The 17,760-nt window shown below is 32.7% G+C and carries 15 protein-coding genes; 6 read left to right on the forward strand and 9 right to left on the reverse strand.

Annotated elements, in window-relative coordinates:
* Positions 1 to 9: 9 nt before the first annotated feature.
* The 6 genes from Q0997_RS03160 to Q0997_RS03185 all read right to left on the reverse strand — a co-directional run bounded on the left by Q0997_RS03160 (position 10) and on the right by Q0997_RS03185 (position 4,804).
* Positions 10 to 501: a hypothetical protein gene (locus Q0997_RS03160; protein ID WP_299884377.1), complete on the reverse strand. Its 492-nt coding sequence runs from the start codon at positions 499 to 501 to the stop codon at positions 10 to 12.
* On the reverse strand, positions 494 to 844 hold the full coding sequence (locus Q0997_RS03165) for a hypothetical protein (protein ID WP_299884379.1): 351 nt from the start codon (positions 842 to 844) through the stop codon (positions 494 to 496). Before Q0997_RS03165 ends, Q0997_RS03160 begins: the two co-directional genes overlap by 8 nt.
* A gap of 147 nt (positions 845 to 991) precedes the next feature.
* Positions 992 to 1,513: a hypothetical protein gene (locus Q0997_RS03170; RefSeq protein ID WP_299884381.1), complete on the reverse strand. Its 522-nt coding sequence runs from the start codon at positions 1,511 to 1,513 to the stop codon at positions 992 to 994.
* Between the two features lie 168 nt (positions 1,514 to 1,681).
* Positions 1,682 to 3,250, reverse strand: coding sequence for a recombinase family protein (locus tag Q0997_RS03175; RefSeq protein WP_299884383.1), 1,569 nt, complete (start codon positions 3,248 to 3,250; stop codon positions 1,682 to 1,684).
* Entirely contained in the window at positions 3,198 to 3,464 is a 267-nt protein-coding gene (locus Q0997_RS03180; RefSeq protein WP_299884386.1) for a hypothetical protein, read from the reverse strand. Before Q0997_RS03180 ends, Q0997_RS03175 begins: the two co-directional genes overlap by 53 nt.
* Positions 3,465 to 3,565: 101 nt before the next feature.
* Complete coding sequence (locus tag Q0997_RS03185) at positions 3,566 to 4,804, reverse strand: hypothetical protein (RefSeq protein WP_299884387.1); 1,239 nt, start codon at positions 4,802 to 4,804, stop codon at positions 3,566 to 3,568.
* A 136-nt stretch (positions 4,805 to 4,940) separates the two neighbouring features.
* Here Q0997_RS03185 and Q0997_RS03190 point away from each other — a divergent pair, with 136 nt between their 5' ends.
* The 6 genes from Q0997_RS03190 to Q0997_RS03215 all read left to right on the forward strand — a co-directional run bounded on the left by Q0997_RS03190 (position 4,941) and on the right by Q0997_RS03215 (position 7,886).
* Entirely contained in the window at positions 4,941 to 5,387 is a 447-nt protein-coding gene (locus Q0997_RS03190; protein ID WP_299884389.1) for a RadC family protein, read from the forward strand.
* A 13-nt stretch (positions 5,388 to 5,400) separates the two neighbouring features.
* Complete coding sequence (locus tag Q0997_RS03195) at positions 5,401 to 6,228, forward strand: DNA adenine methylase (protein ID WP_299884391.1); 828 nt, start codon at positions 5,401 to 5,403, stop codon at positions 6,226 to 6,228.
* 48 nt (positions 6,229 to 6,276) lie between these two features.
* A complete protein-coding gene (locus tag Q0997_RS03200; protein WP_299884393.1) occupies positions 6,277 to 6,876 on the forward strand; it encodes a hypothetical protein in 600 nt (199 codons plus the stop codon).
* A 19-nt stretch (positions 6,877 to 6,895) separates the two neighbouring features.
* Positions 6,896 to 7,096 carry a hypothetical protein gene (locus Q0997_RS03205; RefSeq protein WP_299884395.1) on the forward strand — a complete coding sequence of 67 codons (201 nt, stop codon included), beginning with the start codon at positions 6,896 to 6,898 and terminating at the stop codon, positions 7,094 to 7,096.
* Between the two features lie 18 nt (positions 7,097 to 7,114).
* Complete coding sequence (locus tag Q0997_RS03210; RefSeq protein WP_299884396.1) at positions 7,115 to 7,462, forward strand: hypothetical protein; 348 nt, start codon at positions 7,115 to 7,117, stop codon at positions 7,460 to 7,462.
* Positions 7,463 to 7,658: 196 nt separating this feature from the next.
* Positions 7,659 to 7,886: a hypothetical protein gene (locus Q0997_RS03215; protein ID WP_299884398.1), complete on the forward strand. Its 228-nt coding sequence runs from the start codon at positions 7,659 to 7,661 to the stop codon at positions 7,884 to 7,886.
* Between the two features lie 907 nt (positions 7,887 to 8,793).
* Here Q0997_RS03215 and Q0997_RS03220 read toward each other — a convergent pair.
* Genes Q0997_RS03220 through Q0997_RS03230 form a run of 3 tightly spaced genes read right to left on the reverse strand, consistent with a single transcriptional unit; the run spans position 8,794 to position 17,606 of the window.
* The gene (locus Q0997_RS03220; RefSeq protein ID WP_299884400.1) at positions 8,794 to 9,531 is read right to left on the reverse strand and encodes a hypothetical protein; all 738 of its coding nucleotides are present in this window, start codon (positions 9,529 to 9,531) and stop codon (positions 8,794 to 8,796) included.
* A gap of 2 nt (positions 9,532 to 9,533) precedes the next feature.
* Positions 9,534 to 14,102 (reverse strand): DUF6443 domain-containing protein, encoded by a 4,569-nt coding sequence (locus tag Q0997_RS03225; RefSeq protein WP_299884403.1) that lies wholly within the window; start codon positions 14,100 to 14,102, stop codon positions 9,534 to 9,536.
* A 9-nt stretch (positions 14,103 to 14,111) separates the two neighbouring features.
* On the reverse strand, positions 14,112 to 17,606 hold the full coding sequence (locus tag Q0997_RS03230) for a hypothetical protein (RefSeq protein ID WP_299884406.1): 3,495 nt from the start codon (positions 17,604 to 17,606) through the stop codon (positions 14,112 to 14,114).
* Positions 17,607 to 17,760: the final 154 nt, after the last annotated feature.

Below are 17,760 nucleotides of genomic sequence, written 5' to 3' on the forward strand. Positions count from 1 at the left end.
AGTATGAAGCTACTTTAGATAATAATACGTCATTGCTAAGCTAGTTGCATCAAAAATACCAGTATTATGATTCTCTCGCATCCACCGTTTGCGAATAGGAAACTGATATTTTTTAAGCTCTCCAAACCATTCAATAAGTTTAAGTGCTATTTGATATTTAGAATGTGCTTTAAAAGCACTAAAGACCTCTTTAATTTGAGTACGAGTAAAACTATGAATCTCTAGGTTTTGTAATTTCGCTTCATTGCAAATACAATCAATGAGTGTTTCTATACGTTTACTGGTCTTTTTTGCTATATCATTTACATCTCGAGTAATGATGATATCTGGTTTATAATACTCGATATAATCACGTACTTTTTTAATGGTTTTCTTATTATTTACTGGTTGTACATAACCAATACCATATTCTATAAGATGGTCTGGAGCATCAAAAAGAGCATAACCAACACCATAACGGTTAGGATAAAGTGCTAATACTGTTACCTTTGATTTATTCATAGGATTTCTCTAACTCCATAAGTCGAGTAATAAGCGTATTAAGCCCTTCTATTCGCAAGCTATTTTTTAGAGTTTTAGAGGTGTTTTCAATCTGCTCAATAAGCTGAAAACACTTATCGATAAGTGTTTTGACATCTGTTTGAAGCACTTGCTCAAAAGAGGATTGTATTGATAAATTAAAAAGTGTGTGATATCCTAAAAGGGCTTTGGAGTTAGATAATTTTCCAGCTTCAAAGCGGGATAAATTGCCTTGATCTATGTCTAATATAAATGCAAGATCGTTCAGATTCAAATGATGCGCCTTGCGTGATTTACTGAGGTATTGGTAGGGTTGTTTATTCATAAAGTGTTAAAGGCAATGGGTTAAACATTGCCTTTTCACATATTACAATCTTTTAATAAGAAGGTGGTAGGGCTAGAAATATGTAAATACTACATATTTTTTTCGGGGTTACCCTAATATTTGGTGGATAAACTGTGTATTTTAGTGTCATTGATTTCGGTGTTCTAAGCTTTTCTGAATCTGTCTATAACGTTCTGTATCACTTATTTTTTGAACACCTTGTGATGTATTGTAACAAGATTTAGTTGTATTGTTTAGTTTAATAGTGTGACCTTTATTCACTGGATTATGGCAAGTAAGTTCACTAGCTTTTTTAGGGTTTGCTACAAGCCGTAAACGGCTTGAAAAATACAGACGAGAAGCTCCTCGTCTTTTTACCTTGGTATCAAGTAGCGTATAATCTATGGTAGTGACTTCGATATAACCTTTTGTAACAAGTGAATCAATAGCATTAGAAATGGCTCTTCCTGATTTATTACAAGCGACAATAAATAGTTTTTGAGATATCCATGCCCGCTTCATTCGTTTATTAGCATTTGTTGGATGCACTTGTCCTATGGTTCTATGTATTATAAATAATAAGACTCGTAGCTCTGTATCTTTTAGAGATTTGAGTAAGCTAGTAAATATAATATTAGGCGTTTGGGTTGTGTTTTTATAATAGCTCATCTATAGATCATAGCTAAATAACAGTAAATATAGGTAGGGCAAGAAAAATGTAAAAAACATTATAAAAAGACCGATTTAAATTGGTCTTTTCTCTAATATTGCTCTAATCTTGGTGCTTTCATATTCATATGTGGTTCTGTATTGGGTTCGATGTTTTGCCTGCTATCTTCACATACTCGTACTAATAGTACTAAATTCTTCAAATAGCCTTACAGATAAAGCCTTTTTAGGGGTTCGAAAGCCTACTTCTGGCTCGTACTCTAAAGGCGCTTCAAATAGGTAATAAAATAGCTTTTGTTTTTGAGTAACATCGCTTTTTAACCATATTTGATAAGGGTTTTTTAGCAATTCGAACATCTTAATGAGTGGGGTTCGACAGTTTTTTGACTCTTGCTTTGCAGTATCTAAAATGATCTGGTTTTTTTCTATTTTTTCTGCTAATTCATTAGCTTTCTTTTCATATTGCTTGCGTAATATTTCAGAAGTTTTTGAACTTGTAATTAGTGAAATCAGTGTATTCATTTCTTCTTGTAGTGCTTTAAGTTCTACTTTTTTATCTTCAAACAACTCCATTTTACTAGCCTTTTCAGAGGCCAACATTTCATCAACGACCTCATGTGTTACTTGATGTATCTCTAGATTTGGGAGAAATGTATTTAATAGCTCTTCAAATTGTTTATGTAAATCATCTCTACTGACAGATTTAAGTCCTTGTTTTGTTCTAAGTGAACAATTTTTATTTCTGCAATAGTATTTATGATAGAGTCCTCCCCATCTACCTCTAGATTTACAAGCTGTTAATTTTTCTTTGCAATAATAGCAATTAACAAGACCTCTTAACGGATACTCAGGATTAATATCTTTACGGATAGGTTTTATATGATTCGTTTTTTTAAGTCTATTTTGTATTAAATTATATTCTTTAAGGGTGATTAATGCCTTATGATGTCCCTTTCTTCTCTCGACATCCCAAGGTTTATATTCAATATAACCAGCATAAAACACATTGGTTAAAAATTTCTTTACAGTGTCTAAGTATTTATGAGGTTCCTGCTGTGCAAAAACTCCTTTTGATTTTAGAAAAATGGCAACATCCTTTCTGCTTTGTAATTCTCCGTAAGCAAATTGCTTTAGGGCTTTTTTCATAATAGGCGCATAGGCATTAGGAATATCAATGGTGCCATGTACAGGGTCTTTGCGTATTTTTTTATACCCTTTTGGAGCAACAAAAGCATTGTAGCCTGCGATAAGTCTTGCGCGTTGTTTCTGAATAACTTGTCTGCGGTTTTGATGCCGTTCTAATTCATTTTGTGCCGCAAACATCGTTTCCATAAACCGACCTTCAGGACTGTCATCGAAATTGTAATTTAAACATTCGGGAGTTAGACCATTAGCTGTAAATGTTGTTCTAAGTTCAATATGAAATTTAGTATCACGTGCAAAACGTTTTAAATCGTCAAATACAACAATGAATTCTTTATGCATATTTTTTTTAGCATATTCCAAAAGTTCGCGCATTGCAGGACGCTCTAGAAAGTTTCCACCTCCAGTAAATTTATCTTCAAAAGATTTTTCAATACGATACCCTTTTTGTTTGCAATACTCTTCACAGCGTATTAGTTGACTTTTAGGGTCTTGTTTTTTTGTGGATACACGGGCGTAGATTAGAGCAATGGACGTTTCTTTAGTCATATCCATTGGTGGTACTACGGTTATTAATTTTACGATGTTCTTCATCAAGTAATTGTCTGGCAAGACCTCTTAAAAATCCCATAAGACCTTTAAAATCGGCTTCACTCATACCTCGATTAATAAGTCGTTGTTTCGCCTGTTTAAAACTTAAATGCAGTGAGGGACAACTAAATGATGTTTCGTTGCAACACAAAAACCTTTGTTGTCCCTCACTGTTTTCAAATTCTTTAGAGTCATCAAATGTATTTTTGTGTTGCATAGTCATTATAACATATTGGATTAAAGTGGCGATTAAATAATTAGTTATGGCGCTAAAAAAACACTATGATTTTGATAGTGTTTTTTAATTTTACTTGTTAATTATGATGTTTTGAAATAATTTATGGCAGAGCGAGAATTATGTAACAGCGAAAATAACCTTGCGATTTGAGATGTAGTAATGGTCGATGCAGAAAAAGCTTTAGAAGGACTACCCGAAATCATAAGTTTTAAATAGATTTCATAATTAGCTAGGTTTACAAAATCTATGGCTTCGAATGTAGGATAAAACTCTTTTGTCATAAATCTAGCATCAGCTTGACCTAAGCGAAAACAGACTATTGAACCAACATTACCAAGTACTGCATCTCTAATTTTAGGGTCTAATTGTGAAATGTATTGATGTGCCATAACCAGACCCAATTTAAACTTTCGAAGTTCAGAGAGCATATCAATAAGGGAAGCAGTCGTATAATTTTGAAATTCATCCAAATAACAGAAAAAAGGTCTACGCTGATGCAATGGTGTATCAATACGAGAAAACGCCGCTGAAGCTAGTGATGTTAATAGTAATGAACCAAGAATATAGGAGGCATCTGTACCTAGTGCACCTTTAGAGAAATTAACAAGCAGAATTTTACCCTCGTCCATAATTTGCCTAAGTGATATTTGCTCTTTGTTACTAACTAAAATACGTTTTACAGAAGGATAAGATAATATACCACCCAGCTTATTATAAATTGGAATCAAATCTGATTTTGGAGAATAGTTTTTAAATTCTTTCTCCCAAAAATTCCGAACATCAGGATTAATGATATTGGGAAGACATTTATTTCTATAATCTGTATCTTGAAGCAACCGCAAAATATCCGAGAATGTAGCCTGTTTTTGGTCTAAAAGTGTTAATAGCACATTTCTTAAAATATGAGAAAGCTTCATTCCCCAACTCTGATTGCCCCATAAATGCTGAAAGATTTCTAAAATATTAGACGTTACAAGTGATCGTTTTTCATAGGATACTTTTCGCAAAGGATTATATCCAAGTAGCATATTAGGATTAGTAGCATCTAAATACACCACATCATCTATGCGATGCTCTGGTATAAGGTTTTGTACTTTGGACACTAAATCACCGTGAACATCAAGTAAGCAAATACCATGTCCTTCTATAATATCTTGCAGCACTTTTGTTTGTAGAAGTGTTGTTTTTCCAGTTCCTGTTTTTCCAAGAATGTAAAAATGATACAAGCGATCCTCAAGATAGATACCAAATTGATTACGTTTATTTCTAAAATTAGTTTCCGCAAAATAGCAGATGGGATTGTTTTCAGAGTAATGCATATTAGTATTTTCTCCTACTTAACGACAATCCAAAAGAGCGAGTAAAATGTGATTTATATTACATAATCCTCGCTCTGCCACTTAATTTTTTAGTAGTTCATACTGGTTTTAAATCAGAACCTTTAAATGAATAAAAATGAAAAACCAAACATGCCACGAAGTGCAAATCCATTACAAACGACCACTTTTTGATACTGAAAAGAAAATCAAATCATCAACTGATACGGAAAGCATTCTGAGAGATTTTATTGATACCAAGCGTATCGACCATAAGGAATTCTTTTGGGTAATCTTACTTACCAATGCCAGTCAAGTCATTAACATCAGTGAAATAGGAGTAGGTTCTTCTAATGGCGTAAGCGTGAATGTTAAAGAAATTTGTCAGTTAGCATTGCTGAGTAATGCCATGCGAATTATTATTGCTCACAATCATCCCAGCGGAACGCTCGAACCATCACAAGCTGACCGACAACTAACCCAAAAGCTAAAACAAACACTTAATCTTTTAGATATTGAATTACTCGACCATTTAATTATTACCTCAGAAAGTTACATCTCTTTTGTCGATAACAACTGGATGTAGTTTCTATTACTGTATGCCCAAAACCCCAATTACTTATTATGGTGGCAAGCTTAATATGCTTAAAGCCATACTACCTTTAATCCCCAAACATAGAATATATACGGAAAGTTTCTTTGGCGGTGGTGCTGTCTTTTTTGCTAAAACACCATCGGAAGCTGAAATTATTAATGATACAAATAACCTTGCCATTAATTTTTACGAAGTCTGCATCACAGATTTTCAGGCGCTAAAAACTAAAATTGAAGCGACTCTTTTTTCAAGAGCAAGCTATTCTGTTGCGGTTGCTATTTATAGGATGCCTCACTTGTTTAATAAACTACAACAAGCTTTGGCGTTTTATATCGGAACCAACATGGGATTTTCTTGTCAGATTGGCTCTTGGGGCTATGACAAATATGGAAAACGAGTTAAAGCTTTTCAGAATAAAAAACTGGCTTTTGATACCTCTATTTATAAACGATTAGAAAATGTGCAAGTTGAAAATACGGATGCTTGTAAAGTCATTTCTAGTCGTGATATGGAAGATGCTTTTCATTATGTAGACCCACCATATATAGATTCTAATCAAGGTCACTATGATGGTTATTCTAAAAGTGACTATCAAAAGTTACTTGATACGCTTTCTAAGGTCAAAGGACAATTTTTGCTATCCTCATATCCTTCTAAAATTTTATCAAAATATATAGAAGAAAACGGTTGGTATACTATCCAATTTGAAAAACCACTCTCTGCTCAAAAAGCAATAGAAGGACAACCACGAGCTAGAAAAGTAGAAGTGCTGACGGCTAATTACCCTATTTCAATTAAAGACGGACAAACATTTATAAATGGTCTTAACTAAACAATTACACATTTAAAATTAACTCAAACCTTTTTAAAATTTAATATTATGAAACTGAGAGAAAAAAGACGACTACTCGTATACTTGGAAGTATTGGCAGAGCAATTTAACGCCGAAGACAAGAAAGGAATTAATGAACATATCATTAAGTACTTCCCTCGTGAAGAGCTTATTAATGTTGTCCTTTGGCTTTTTCAAACCACTTGGACGAAAGCACATTTAGAGTTTAAATCTGATATCGAACTTCTTGATATTATTGGTAGTGATATTGGAATACTACTGTATCTCATTAATCGATTAGAAAAATCCATTATCAATTATCCCACTTTTGAGCAAAAAGAAGTGACTCATTTCTTTTCAAGAACCAACAATGAAATTCATTATTTAGCATCTAAACCAGTAACAAAATGGGATAGTTATGATGTTGCTAATTACCGTGCACTCTTAGTTCGAACTGGCACTACAAAAAAAGTCTACGGCATTTTTACTGCTGATGTCTTATCGGAAGATGTGTATGCAGTGACTACTAAACCCTCTTACTTTTTTGATACAAAACAAGAAGCCGAAGCTGAGATTAAAAATATTGAAGCGGAAGGACAATTTAAAGCTGAAGACTTAACCATTCATTCTCTTTGGCTATTACACTAATTATTTAAAAACGAATAAGATGCAACAACATTATAAAACTTATGCTTTGTTTAAAAAGACGGTTCCTGAATCTAAAAAATACACAGTAAAACCTGAATCTGATGTCTTTCTAACAAAACAGGAAGCTATCGAAGCGTGCAACCGTCGCTATGAACAAGGTCTAAATAAATGGCATTCATTAAAAATAATGATGCTGTGGAAAAGCAAAAAAATAACATAATTATTAATAACTAAAACAATGGATACACACAGAAACAATTTATTGAAACACTTTGCTATGGTAATGCGTAACCTAGCACTGGGAAAACAAACCGATACGATGATGAGTAAAAATCTTGTGTTTTATTTCACAAGAAAAGAACTTATCGACATGCTTAAAAAACGTTTTAATGGCACTATTCCAAAGCAGCATAATCTCTTAGAATTAGAAAACAGAGAGCTATTAAACCTCATTGATAATGATCTTTTTATTATCTCTTATGTCACTGAAAAGTGGAGTAAGGAAATCGTAAAAGAAGCTCCTAAAAAAGAGCTACCACAAAAGATAACTCCTAAAAATGATACAAAAGATGGAGCAAAAAAGTAATCGCTATTTTTCTAAAATAAATAAGAATAAGGCAATCGACCAACTTATTTGGCTCAACTTCAAACATCGTAATGATTTAGAAACCTTTAAACTTGTTCTGACAAATAAACTTGATTTTTCAATTCATAATCAAGATTTCGACCCGTCAAGTTGGGGACTTAATGAGATACGACGTATCAGAAAACATTATCGTAAGATGACGTATTCTGAGATTAAAGCTATAGCTAGTGATTCTGAATCGCTTGAACATTGGGAAGCTATTCGTGGCATGATTTCAACGCAAGATGGTGAAATATTAAGATTTATCCTTAAATATCAAGTACCACTTGAAAAGTTTATTCGCTATGAATTAGCTGCTCGTGGTTTTGATGAAAGTCATCATTGGATTGGATTTGATAAGGCAGAAAAGATTTGGCTTAAATAACAATTGAATAATTTAAACACTTTGCTTTTGCGAAGTGTTTTTTATTAATCGTATAAATAGACTTTTTATCTAATTAGTTATATCAATATTATTTCTTGATATATATTGCTGGTAAATACGTTATCATTTTTACAAGTGGTTTAGTTTTTATTTAGTTAGTTTAAATTTAACGTATTCTAAAATTTTTCAAGGCTACTATTAGTTTAGTAGTCTTTTTTATGCTTCCAAATAAATCCATAACCGTAAATATAATTAAGCACCAATTTACTACACGTAGGAATATAAACCCCTTATCTAATAGGTTCTAATAAACTTTCACTATTTAAAAGAACTACAATGAGCCTCAATTAAGAGGCTCATTGTTTATTTAAGTTAATGATAATCAGTATCTAAATTTTGCTTTTTTTCAAAAGCACCAGTTTACTACATTACCAAAGTTAACATTACTTTTTAATTTGTTTTATTTTTTAACTCACAATTTTCAACTAGCTTATTTTCAATACAATCCCATTTAAGGAACACATTATTTTAAAATAGCTATGTAGATTGCAGAGCAAAAAGCCTTAAGAAAACAACTTAACAAGAGAAATATCTGTAAAGTATGTCTGTAAAACCAAAGATTTAACAAAAGTAAAACTCAAAACCAAAAATGAAGTTTAGTTTTTAACTCAATTTCAAAATTTCAATGAACGTTTTGTAACTATACTTCGGCAAGCTCAGTAACCACCTCTATTTCAGTACAATCCCATTTATGGGACACATTATTTTAAAATAACTGTGTAGATTGCATTCCCTTCGTTTCTTATAGAAAAACCAATAATTAAGTTTTACTTTAATTATTGGTTTTCAGTATTTTAAATTCAAAATTTAATCCATGACCTTTTTTACTACCTTACCAACACTACCATCACAATTCATAAGATAATATTTCTTTTATTTCAGAGTCACCATTTATTTCAAATATTAATTCTTTATCAAGTATAGCTTTTTTACTAATTATTATTCTTGGACTGTCACTTTTATCTGTTATTATAATATCATTTTCTATTATGATATCTTTAAACATACCTTCATGTATTGATATTCCTGTTTCTGTTCTAATAACAACTTCATTTATTAATAGCTCATTTGTCGTTATTCTATTTACAGTAAGCCACAACTGAAAATAATTAGTAGTTAATTCACAAGTCAATATTACTTCTAAGTCATCTTTCTTAAAACGTTTTTTCTTGTGAATCCACTTGTTTTTGTAGTTACTTTTTTTGAACCTTTCAATTAAATTTAATAATTCATCTAATGGAATAGACTTAATCTTGTTCGCTTTTTTAAAACCTTTCTCTAGTAATTCTAAATAGTAGTTGTAATCTTCAGTTTCTTTTGCTTTTTCATATACTTTTTTATCAAAATCTAAATGAACTTGTAATACTTTAGAAGGCACAATAGATGATGGTTTTAATTCAAATTCAGATAAAGCAATATTAATCATATTAAATGTTCCATCTGTTTTAAATTTCTTTTTTCTAATTTCTTTAGAAAAAAAGTCATTAATAAAATCTATATGCTGTTGAAAGTCATAGCGTAGGTCGTTATCAACACTAATGTAAGTGTTATAATCTAATCCCAATGATATATAATTTAAATTCATAATTAGTTTGCTTTTGGTCTTTTATGTATTAATGGGTTTAATGTTTTTTTATTGGAATTAGTTAATCTTTTTTCTGCATCTAATGCTTTTTGTCTTGCCCCATTTCCACTAGGTATTCTTTCTAAGATTCGAGAAGAATAATTTCCACCATCTTTATTAAGTGAGTTTACTTGACGTGTTGCTCGATACGAATTGCCTGCTTTAGATATTTTTCCACCACTTATACCTACTTTTTCTATATTATTTGTATTATCATCTACCAGTCCATATACATGTTGTGCTTTTTTACTCGCTTTAGAATTACCATTAATATTTTTTAAAGCTTTTTTAACAACCTTTTTATTAGCCCCCGGAATAACTGCTGCCACAGCAGCATATGGTGCATCATCCACTTGTTCGCTTGCATAATTACTGAGAGCCCCTTCCATATCTCCAGTGACTTCTCCTTCTGCAACAGCAACTAATCCTTCTCCATAAGGTAACATTTCTACAGCTTCTTTACCAAAATCAACAGTAGCATCCATGCCCCCAGAAAGCGTATTCAATGTCCCTGACTTTTCTTGAAGTCTAGATGCAGCTGCACTATCTGTTCCTCCAGATGCTGCTAAAGTTTCTGCATCACTAAATAAACCTCCAAAAAACTCTTTAACCTTATATTTAGCATAAGTTAATATTCCCGTACAATCAACACCAGGAGGGCAATTCCCATCTGGGTCATCAAACACAATAGGGTTATTTACTGCATAATTATAAGGTGAGTTATGTATTTGCCCAGCTGCTTCTGCAAGAGCATCTAGTTGTAGCCATCTTCCTAATGATGGGTCATAATGTCTTGCATCAAAATCATAAGCATTATAGCCTAACTCATCATTAAGTTCTTTGCCACCAAATTTAAACTTGCTAGCTACCGAGTTTGTATTCGCCGAAACCACGTCATTATACCCTTTATGTTTTAAGCCAAAGGGATAGTAGTTATTCTCTTCAATAATCTCTGTAGCAGCATCAATATCGCCATTACCATCGCTATCCGAGTAGGATAATCGTATATTCCCTAAATGGTCTTTAAATTGATAGACATAATCAAAACTACCATTATCAGGTTGTATATAGCCTTCAGGGTGTGAAAAGAATTTTAAAGTTTCACCAGCGCTAGTCTCTTCATAAATAAAGTTACCAGCATACTTAGTTGTTGTCAATGAACTTCCATTGGTTACTACTTTAGCTTGTTTAACACCAGTAGCATCGTAAATATACTCAATATTTTTATTGGGATCGTTGTTAAAAGTAACTTTAACAGGTAGGTTTAAATGGTTGTAAATAATACCATTTTCGTTGGCATTACCAATCCCTTTATTAAGATCTTTTACCATATTACCATTAGCGTCGTAAGTGTAATCGTTACCAGTGGTATTACCATCGTTAAAGCCTTCACTTTTATTTGCAGAACCAGAATAATCTGCCACAGCTAGTAGTTTATTCCCTGCATCGTATGAGTAAAATAACTTATCCATAGGGTTAATACCATGTGTATTAAAATCTCCTTTACGGTCTAAACGTAATAGGTTTCCATTCTTATCATAACTTATAGAGCTTACAAGATACTCGTTAGTAGATAGAAAATACGATCCAAAGATTTGATCTACAGCTTTTGCACCTTCAATTCTATTTAAAGCATCGTAATTATAACTATAGCCTTTTAAATCTTTAGACACATTATCTGTTCTCCATAATGTTTCACTAATATTACCATTGTATAATGGTGTACTACTTTGCACTCTTGTGGTGTTATAATTAAGTTTAAAGCTAAACAAATCGCTCCCCATATTATCCACATCGTTAATTTGTTTTAACCAACCTCTAATATTGTATTTATAATCTACACTTTGTAGTCCATTAGAGGTTTCTGGTAAAGCTGCAACATTACCACCTACTTTTTTGTTTATTAATTGCCCTAAAGTATCATAACTATTATTAACTATAAGTTCTGGCGTACCATTATTTATAGTTTGTGCTTGGGTAAGCAAACGATTAGCATGATCGTAAGTAAACACATCGTTAGTAGTTATAGATACATTATTTTTAGTATGTGTACTCTCTGTTTCTAATACTTTACCAACAAAGTCTAAGACGCTTTTTACTGTATCTACCGTGTTTAAATACTCATTTTCACTAGCGACATATACAGGTCTTGCTTTGTCATCATAATACGTTGCACTAATAATTAAATCACTAGTTCCTAATACACGTACTTTACTACCTGTAGCTAATGATTTGGTAGCTGTTGAAATGGTTACATTTTGTCCTGCTAATGTAAAAACACCTATGTTAGGGAATACATCAACGATATCTTGTGGGTAATCATCATAATAGTTTACAGTATAAACTTCTATGTTTGTTTTAGGTAGTACTTTATTACTATAGTACAGTCTAAAATCTCCAATAGTATTTAAACTGGCTGTTCTAGTCTCGTTAAGAATACTTTGTGCTTCTATAGCAGATTGCAAGTCTATACGTGTTGTAGTATTAGTATGCTTTCCTGTATAGACCACACGACCTAAGGCATCATACTTAGTAAATAACCACTCATTGTTTATACGTTGATTCGCATCTTGGGTTAATACTGGTCTATCTAAACTATCGTAGACAATATATTCCCAACCTTTACCAGGGATTTTTTTCTCGATTAAACGGTTTCTATCATCGTAATGGTACTGATAACATAACGCCTCTAGCTTATCATCTGCTACAGATTGTGCAGGTAATGGTATAGTAAAATTACCATTAAAATTAGTGAGCTCTCCAGAGCCAGACAGATATAAATGCCCATTTTCTATAGATACTAAATAGCTACTACTACCAGCTGCAATGGTTCCCACAATAACATCTGGTATAGAATGGTATAATTGGCCAATAGGTCCTGTTCTTAATGGCGTAGCGATATTAAAACTCAAACTAATATTAACTGTTAAGTTTCGTGACGAGGCACTTACACCCAATACAGCACTTCCTGTACCTGTAACTACAGGTTGCCCATTTTGCTGTCTAGGAATAAAACTAGAAGCAGGAATAGTCGTATTAGCATCTTGATAAGCATTATCATACAATACTTTGTCACTACCTTCTGGAGAGAGTACATAGGTTAAGTTACCAAAATCATCATAGACATATTGCGTGTCATGTGGTGTTGTATTATTATATGTGCGTTTTAAGATCACTTGACCTTGCTTATTTTTAAACTCCTCGGTAGTATGGTCTGTACCAGTAGTCCAGTTCTCATCTTTTGTAATAGTTTTATAAAGCTCATTAGCATTATAAAAACTATTGTAATAGAGTTGTGGTGCATTGGTTTGTCCAGTAGGAAAAATAACAGTATAATACGGCACTTCGTTAGCTATATTGGTTTGGTAATCGAACTTAATAGTATGATCACTATCTGAGTCATGCGCTACTTTCCAATCGGTACCAGGAGCACCTTGTTCTAAAACTCTATTAAGCGGAGAGGCATCAAAGCCTTTTTCACTAAATGGATTTGGTGCACTTGTATTTAAATCTTCCGGATAAGTCTCTGTATAGTAATTTTCTAAATCAGGAATAATTAAATCATTGGGAGTAAACTCACCAAAAGTAACAGCAGCATGTGGTAAATACTCTTTTGTTTGACGTCCATACTGATCGTAAACTACAGGAGTAACAATATCTGTAGGAATTGTGTTAGTATTAACTTGCGCTAAGGTTAATTCACCACCATCTAAGCGTTGTAATAACGGTTTATAGAAATATTGTTTAACATTTATGTCTTCTGTTGCATACAAATAGTTTCTAAACCTTGAAACAGTTGCATTAGCATTCCATTTAAATTCTGTTCCATCTAGTACTTTATTGCCTTGTATATCGTAAACCCCAGATGCTCCAGTATCATTTCCAGTGTAATTATAAGGGTGTATAATTCCAACCAATAAATACCATGTATCTAGTTGTGGTAAGTTACCAGCCCAAAAATAAGGATTAGATTGCTCCACGCCATTTAGATTACTTACATAAGAAGTACCATGGTATGCGGCTCCATCGGTTAGGCTACTCGTACGTTTTACCCAGATGGTATAACGATAGCCTAAAGTTTTATCTATTGTAAAAAAATTTGTATTCCAACCACCATCAGGTTTTAATGTACTTACTGTATTATCATCTTGATTATGGCATTCCCATAACAAATCTGTATCTCCAAATGGGGTAGTACCAGTAATGATTTTATTTTCTGAATTAGAACCAGTACGAGTAAAAAAGGAAGAAGTATAATTACCTGCTTCCCAGTCGTAAGTAAGTTCGTTTTGTGCATTAGCAAGAGACATGTTACCACCTTGACGCAAAGCTATACTTTGCTCTGGTCTACCTAAACCATCGTAATAGGTAATGTTTTCTAATTTATCTATATTAGGCAAAGCGTTTATCTCAGTCTCTGTTTGTACTGGTTTTTGATAGCTAGTACTCTTTACATAATTTTTTGTTGTGGTTTGTGCCAAAGCTATGCTAGACACAAATACCGCTGCTACTATTATTAGTATTTTTTTCATGTTTGTCTCTTAGTTTTGGTTAACGTATTTGTATTCATTCTTACTCAAGATATTGTCGTCTTTATCCTTGACATATTTTAGACGATTAAAGGCATCGTACTCGTAAGTCATGGTGTAGTCTTTAGGATCTGTAGTACTAATAACACCTACAAATGGATCGTATTTAAACGTAGTGACTTGAGCATTTGGAAGACTTCTTAAGTCTGCTTCTTGAGTAAGCGTTAAAGCCTCAGTAATAGTAAAGCCTGTTCCAAAACTTGGCAGTGTTTCAATAGCGGTATAGGTTGCATTTTCTATTTTGGCAACTGGATACATGCTATTGTAGCCCCAAATATAACTTATAGATGCTCCAGAAGTTTTTTTGACTTCTAATATGTTTCCATAAGTATCATATCTAGTATATTCTAATCTTGTTTCTGGAGTTTTAGACCCTTTTGCAACTTGAACTTTACTTGGTAACACTAAATTAGTGTCTTGCTCATCGTAAATGGTATTGGTTTGTGTAAGTTTAACACCATCTTTAAAGGTTTCTGTGGCTATAACGTCATTAATTTTATTTAAATCTTGTAATCTTGATACTTTACCATTTTCATCGTTATATCCAACAGGAAAAGTACTTGGTGAAGGATAGTGGTATTTTGTTTTGTAATACTTACTCTCATCATTTATATCTAAATAAGTACGATCTTCACTTACTTGATAATATACTGGGTTATAAAAAAGCGTTTGCTTTGTTGCCACTTCTTCACCAGTTGTAGCTTGCGTATCTGTATAAAAATAGTCTTTAGTAATTGTATCTTTTAATAAATATTTAGAGAATAAAACATCATAAAACTTATAGTAAACGGGGGCTTCACATGTAGAACTACCATTAATACAATTACCATGTAAATAGGGTGCAGAATTCCCCATAAAGGCTCTTCCTGGAGTAGGTTCTGAAGCTATGTAGTGGTCTAAAGTGCTGTAAAATTGAGAGTAGTAACATTCTTCATCATAGACAAATAATGATTTAGCGACGCTTAATTCTATTGGATCATGATACGCATAAGTTACTTCTTTAAGTATTTGGTCTGTAGCATTAAATACTTCTTGTTTCGTTAAAACGCCTTGCAAATGAGATTTGTCTGGTAGTGGTAAAAACGGATAAGAATAATGTTCACCATAGGTTGGGTAATCTACAGGCGTTGTAAAATGATAGAGTGTACTCCCTTTAGTATCGCCTTTAATATGTCTTACACTTACTTTTGCGTAGCCTACATAATTACCTTTAGTAAAAGCGGCTTGAATACTACTTAGTTTTTCTACTATTTTATAATCGATATCAAGAGGCATTGCTGCTGTAGCCGTATTATTACCAGCACTACCAAAATTAAACAGTGCTACTGTGTGTTTTTGAGATCGAGTATATTCTTTAATATTTGAATATAAGCCATCTATTACACCAGATGATGGTGTGTCTACTGGAAGCGGAACACCTTTACCTCCTAAAACATCATAACTAAAGATTGTTTTTGTTTTTGCCGTTAAATCACTGTTTTCATTAAAAAAGACTTCTTTTATTCTTAAACCACCACCATATAGATAGTGCTTTAATGGATCTTGAAACAGTTTATAATTCACCGTTGCATTAACATTAACAACAGGGTTATTGCTATTAGGGGTAGATAAAGAAAATAATCTTATTTCATAACTTCCTGCTGGCAGAGTAAATAATTCTACATCATCAAGTTTTACTTGAGCAATAACTTGATCTACATTAAGGGGATCATTTGTTTTTACTATTTTAATACTGGTATTATCTTTATCCGCTTGTGTACCACTTGAACTTACTGTTCTTACAGAAACTTCTTGAGTTCTCAGGTTAGTAAAAGGAACGACATAAGAAGAGTATCCATCATTTTGGATATTACTATTATTAAAGTCTCCCCATGCAGTGGTACAGGTATAATTATCTGGGTTATATTGTGCAAATTCATCTTCAGTAAATGCTCTAGCGCCTATTTGTGAGAATCTATTAGATTCAAAAATAAAATTTTTAATACCAGAAGTTGGGTAAGTTATTTTCTCAAGAACACCAGTAGTAACCTTGTCTTTATCGGCACTAAATTTTAGTTTGCAATTAGCAGGCAACCCTGGGCTTTCTGCCGCTTTATAATAGCCCCAAATATCTTTATTTGGATTGCCAAATTCTGGTAACTCGTCTTTATTAGTATAGGCTAAATGATAACTATAACTATTATTTGTAGAAAAGATTTCTTCAACTGTATCTAGAAACAAACGATTATTAGGTGTCACAGAGTGTGCTAATTTAAATGTTTTAAAAACACTCCCGTTTGGTTTTTTTATGATAACTTTTTCTAAAACCTTAGCGGTTGAAGTATCAAATTCTGGATGATTTAAAGTATTGTTTGTTATAAACTCGATACGCGATTGGTCATGGAAATCTATAGAACTAACCTTTTTTGTTTGTATGGTTAAGGTCGTTTCCGATTTTGTATACTTAGGTTTTAAAATAGAGTTATTATAAATAGCCCAACTTAGCGCTTGTTCATGAGGTTCTCCAACAACATTTCCCCAAGTTGCAATAACACCACTTGAATTTGCAAAACTCATACTTTTAATCTCGACATTACTTTCAGAGATTGGTGTTTTAAATGTTTCAGTAATGTTTTGGTAAGTGTAAGTTGCTAAATTATTACCATTAACAGTATTAACCTCACTAATTTTCCATGCAGAGATATATTGCATGTCGCTTGGTATAGAAATATTGGCAGGATCTCCGTTTTGTTTTATACTAACACTATAGCTTGATGAGTTACTAGTCTCGGTATCTGCGGTATTGAAAATGTACTGTATGCCTTTAGTATCTAAAACAGTAAAGTTACTTATTTCATAATTAGCATTATGATTTAGAGTAATTTGTAAATTACTATCATTCTCCATCATTTTTACAACCAAACTTGTGCCTTCTTTAACGATAACAAATCTTGCAGTAGCGCCATATAAGCTTAGTTGGTATAAATCTGGTTCATTATCAAAATCACCATCAAACGAACCACTACCTTTACCACTGGCGTTCCATAAAAAGTCTTGAATATTACAATTAGCGACATCTTCTGTGTAATCACCAGTTGCAGACCAGCTTAAGTCATAATAGCCATTATGGTATACGCCCACAACTTTATTTGTACTTGTTGTAGTATTACTTACTTGATCTAATTCATCAGCAATATCTCTTACTGTTCTTGAAATAACAGCTTCTCCAGAGATAGACCAACCTGTTCCAGTCCAACCAGAACGCTCGTCTACTCTAACACCCATTGTATTGTACATTAGATTAACGGGTAAACTAAAATTAGCACTTGCTTTCTTAGTATATAAAGGTAAAGAAATTTCTGGCTGACCAGTATAGTGACTCACAGGAACTTCTTCAAAATGCATAAGGTTTGACACCGATGGTGACGGAGGGATAACTGTTGGTAAATCTTGTGCAAATAGACTCATTGTAAAGCACAAAAAGAGTAATAGAAAACGGTGTTTCATGTAGAATAGAAATTTAAATTAGTAATAGCATAGTCTTAAACTAGACCAGAGTATAATAGGTTAACGAAAAAAAATAATAATTATTTTCTTACAACTGTATTGATTTCAAAAATGG

The organism is uncultured Lacinutrix sp. (assembly GCF_947500325.1).
Classification (GTDB): domain Bacteria; phylum Bacteroidota; class Bacteroidia; order Flavobacteriales; family Flavobacteriaceae; genus Lacinutrix.

What these genes read in the sequence shown, in the direction of transcription:
- Q0997_RS03165 (WP_299884379.1), bottom strand. Translation starts at nt 844, where the DNA reads ATGAATAAACAACCCTACCAATACCTCAGTAAATCACGCAAGGCGCAT.
- Q0997_RS03205 (WP_299884395.1), top strand. Translation starts at nt 6,896, where the DNA reads ATGCAACAACATTATAAAACTTATGCTTTGTTTAAAAAGACGGTTCCT.
- Q0997_RS03225 (WP_299884403.1), bottom strand. Translation starts at nt 14,102, where the DNA reads ATGAAAAAAATACTAATAATAGTAGCAGCGGTATTTGTGTCTAGCATA.
- Q0997_RS03190 (WP_299884389.1), top strand. Translation starts at nt 4,941, where the DNA reads ATGAAAAACCAAACATGCCACGAAGTGCAAATCCATTACAAACGACCA.
- Q0997_RS03160 (WP_299884377.1), bottom strand. Translation starts at nt 501, where the DNA reads ATGAATAAATCAAAGGTAACAGTATTAGCACTTTATCCTAACCGTTAT.
- Q0997_RS03170 (WP_299884381.1), bottom strand. Translation starts at nt 1,513, where the DNA reads ATGAGCTATTATAAAAACACAACCCAAACGCCTAATATTATATTTACT.
- Q0997_RS03180 (WP_299884386.1), bottom strand. Translation starts at nt 3,464, where the DNA reads ATGCAACACAAAAATACATTTGATGACTCTAAAGAATTTGAAAACAGT.
- Q0997_RS03185 (WP_299884387.1), bottom strand. Translation starts at nt 4,804, where the DNA reads ATGCATTACTCTGAAAACAATCCCATCTGCTATTTTGCGGAAACTAAT.
- Q0997_RS03175 (WP_299884383.1), bottom strand. Translation starts at nt 3,250, where the DNA reads ATGAAGAACATCGTAAAATTAATAACCGTAGTACCACCAATGGATATG.
- Q0997_RS03220 (WP_299884400.1), bottom strand. Translation starts at nt 9,531, where the DNA reads ATGAATTTAAATTATATATCATTGGGATTAGATTATAACACTTACATT.
- Q0997_RS03215 (WP_299884398.1), top strand. Translation starts at nt 7,659, where the DNA reads ATGACGTATTCTGAGATTAAAGCTATAGCTAGTGATTCTGAATCGCTT.
- Q0997_RS03195 (WP_299884391.1), top strand. Translation starts at nt 5,401, where the DNA reads ATGCCCAAAACCCCAATTACTTATTATGGTGGCAAGCTTAATATGCTT.
- Q0997_RS03210 (WP_299884396.1), top strand. Translation starts at nt 7,115, where the DNA reads ATGGATACACACAGAAACAATTTATTGAAACACTTTGCTATGGTAATG.
- Q0997_RS03230 (WP_299884406.1), bottom strand. Translation starts at nt 17,606, where the DNA reads ATGAGTCTATTTGCACAAGATTTACCAACAGTTATCCCTCCGTCACCA.
- Q0997_RS03200 (WP_299884393.1), top strand. Translation starts at nt 6,277, where the DNA reads ATGAAACTGAGAGAAAAAAGACGACTACTCGTATACTTGGAAGTATTG.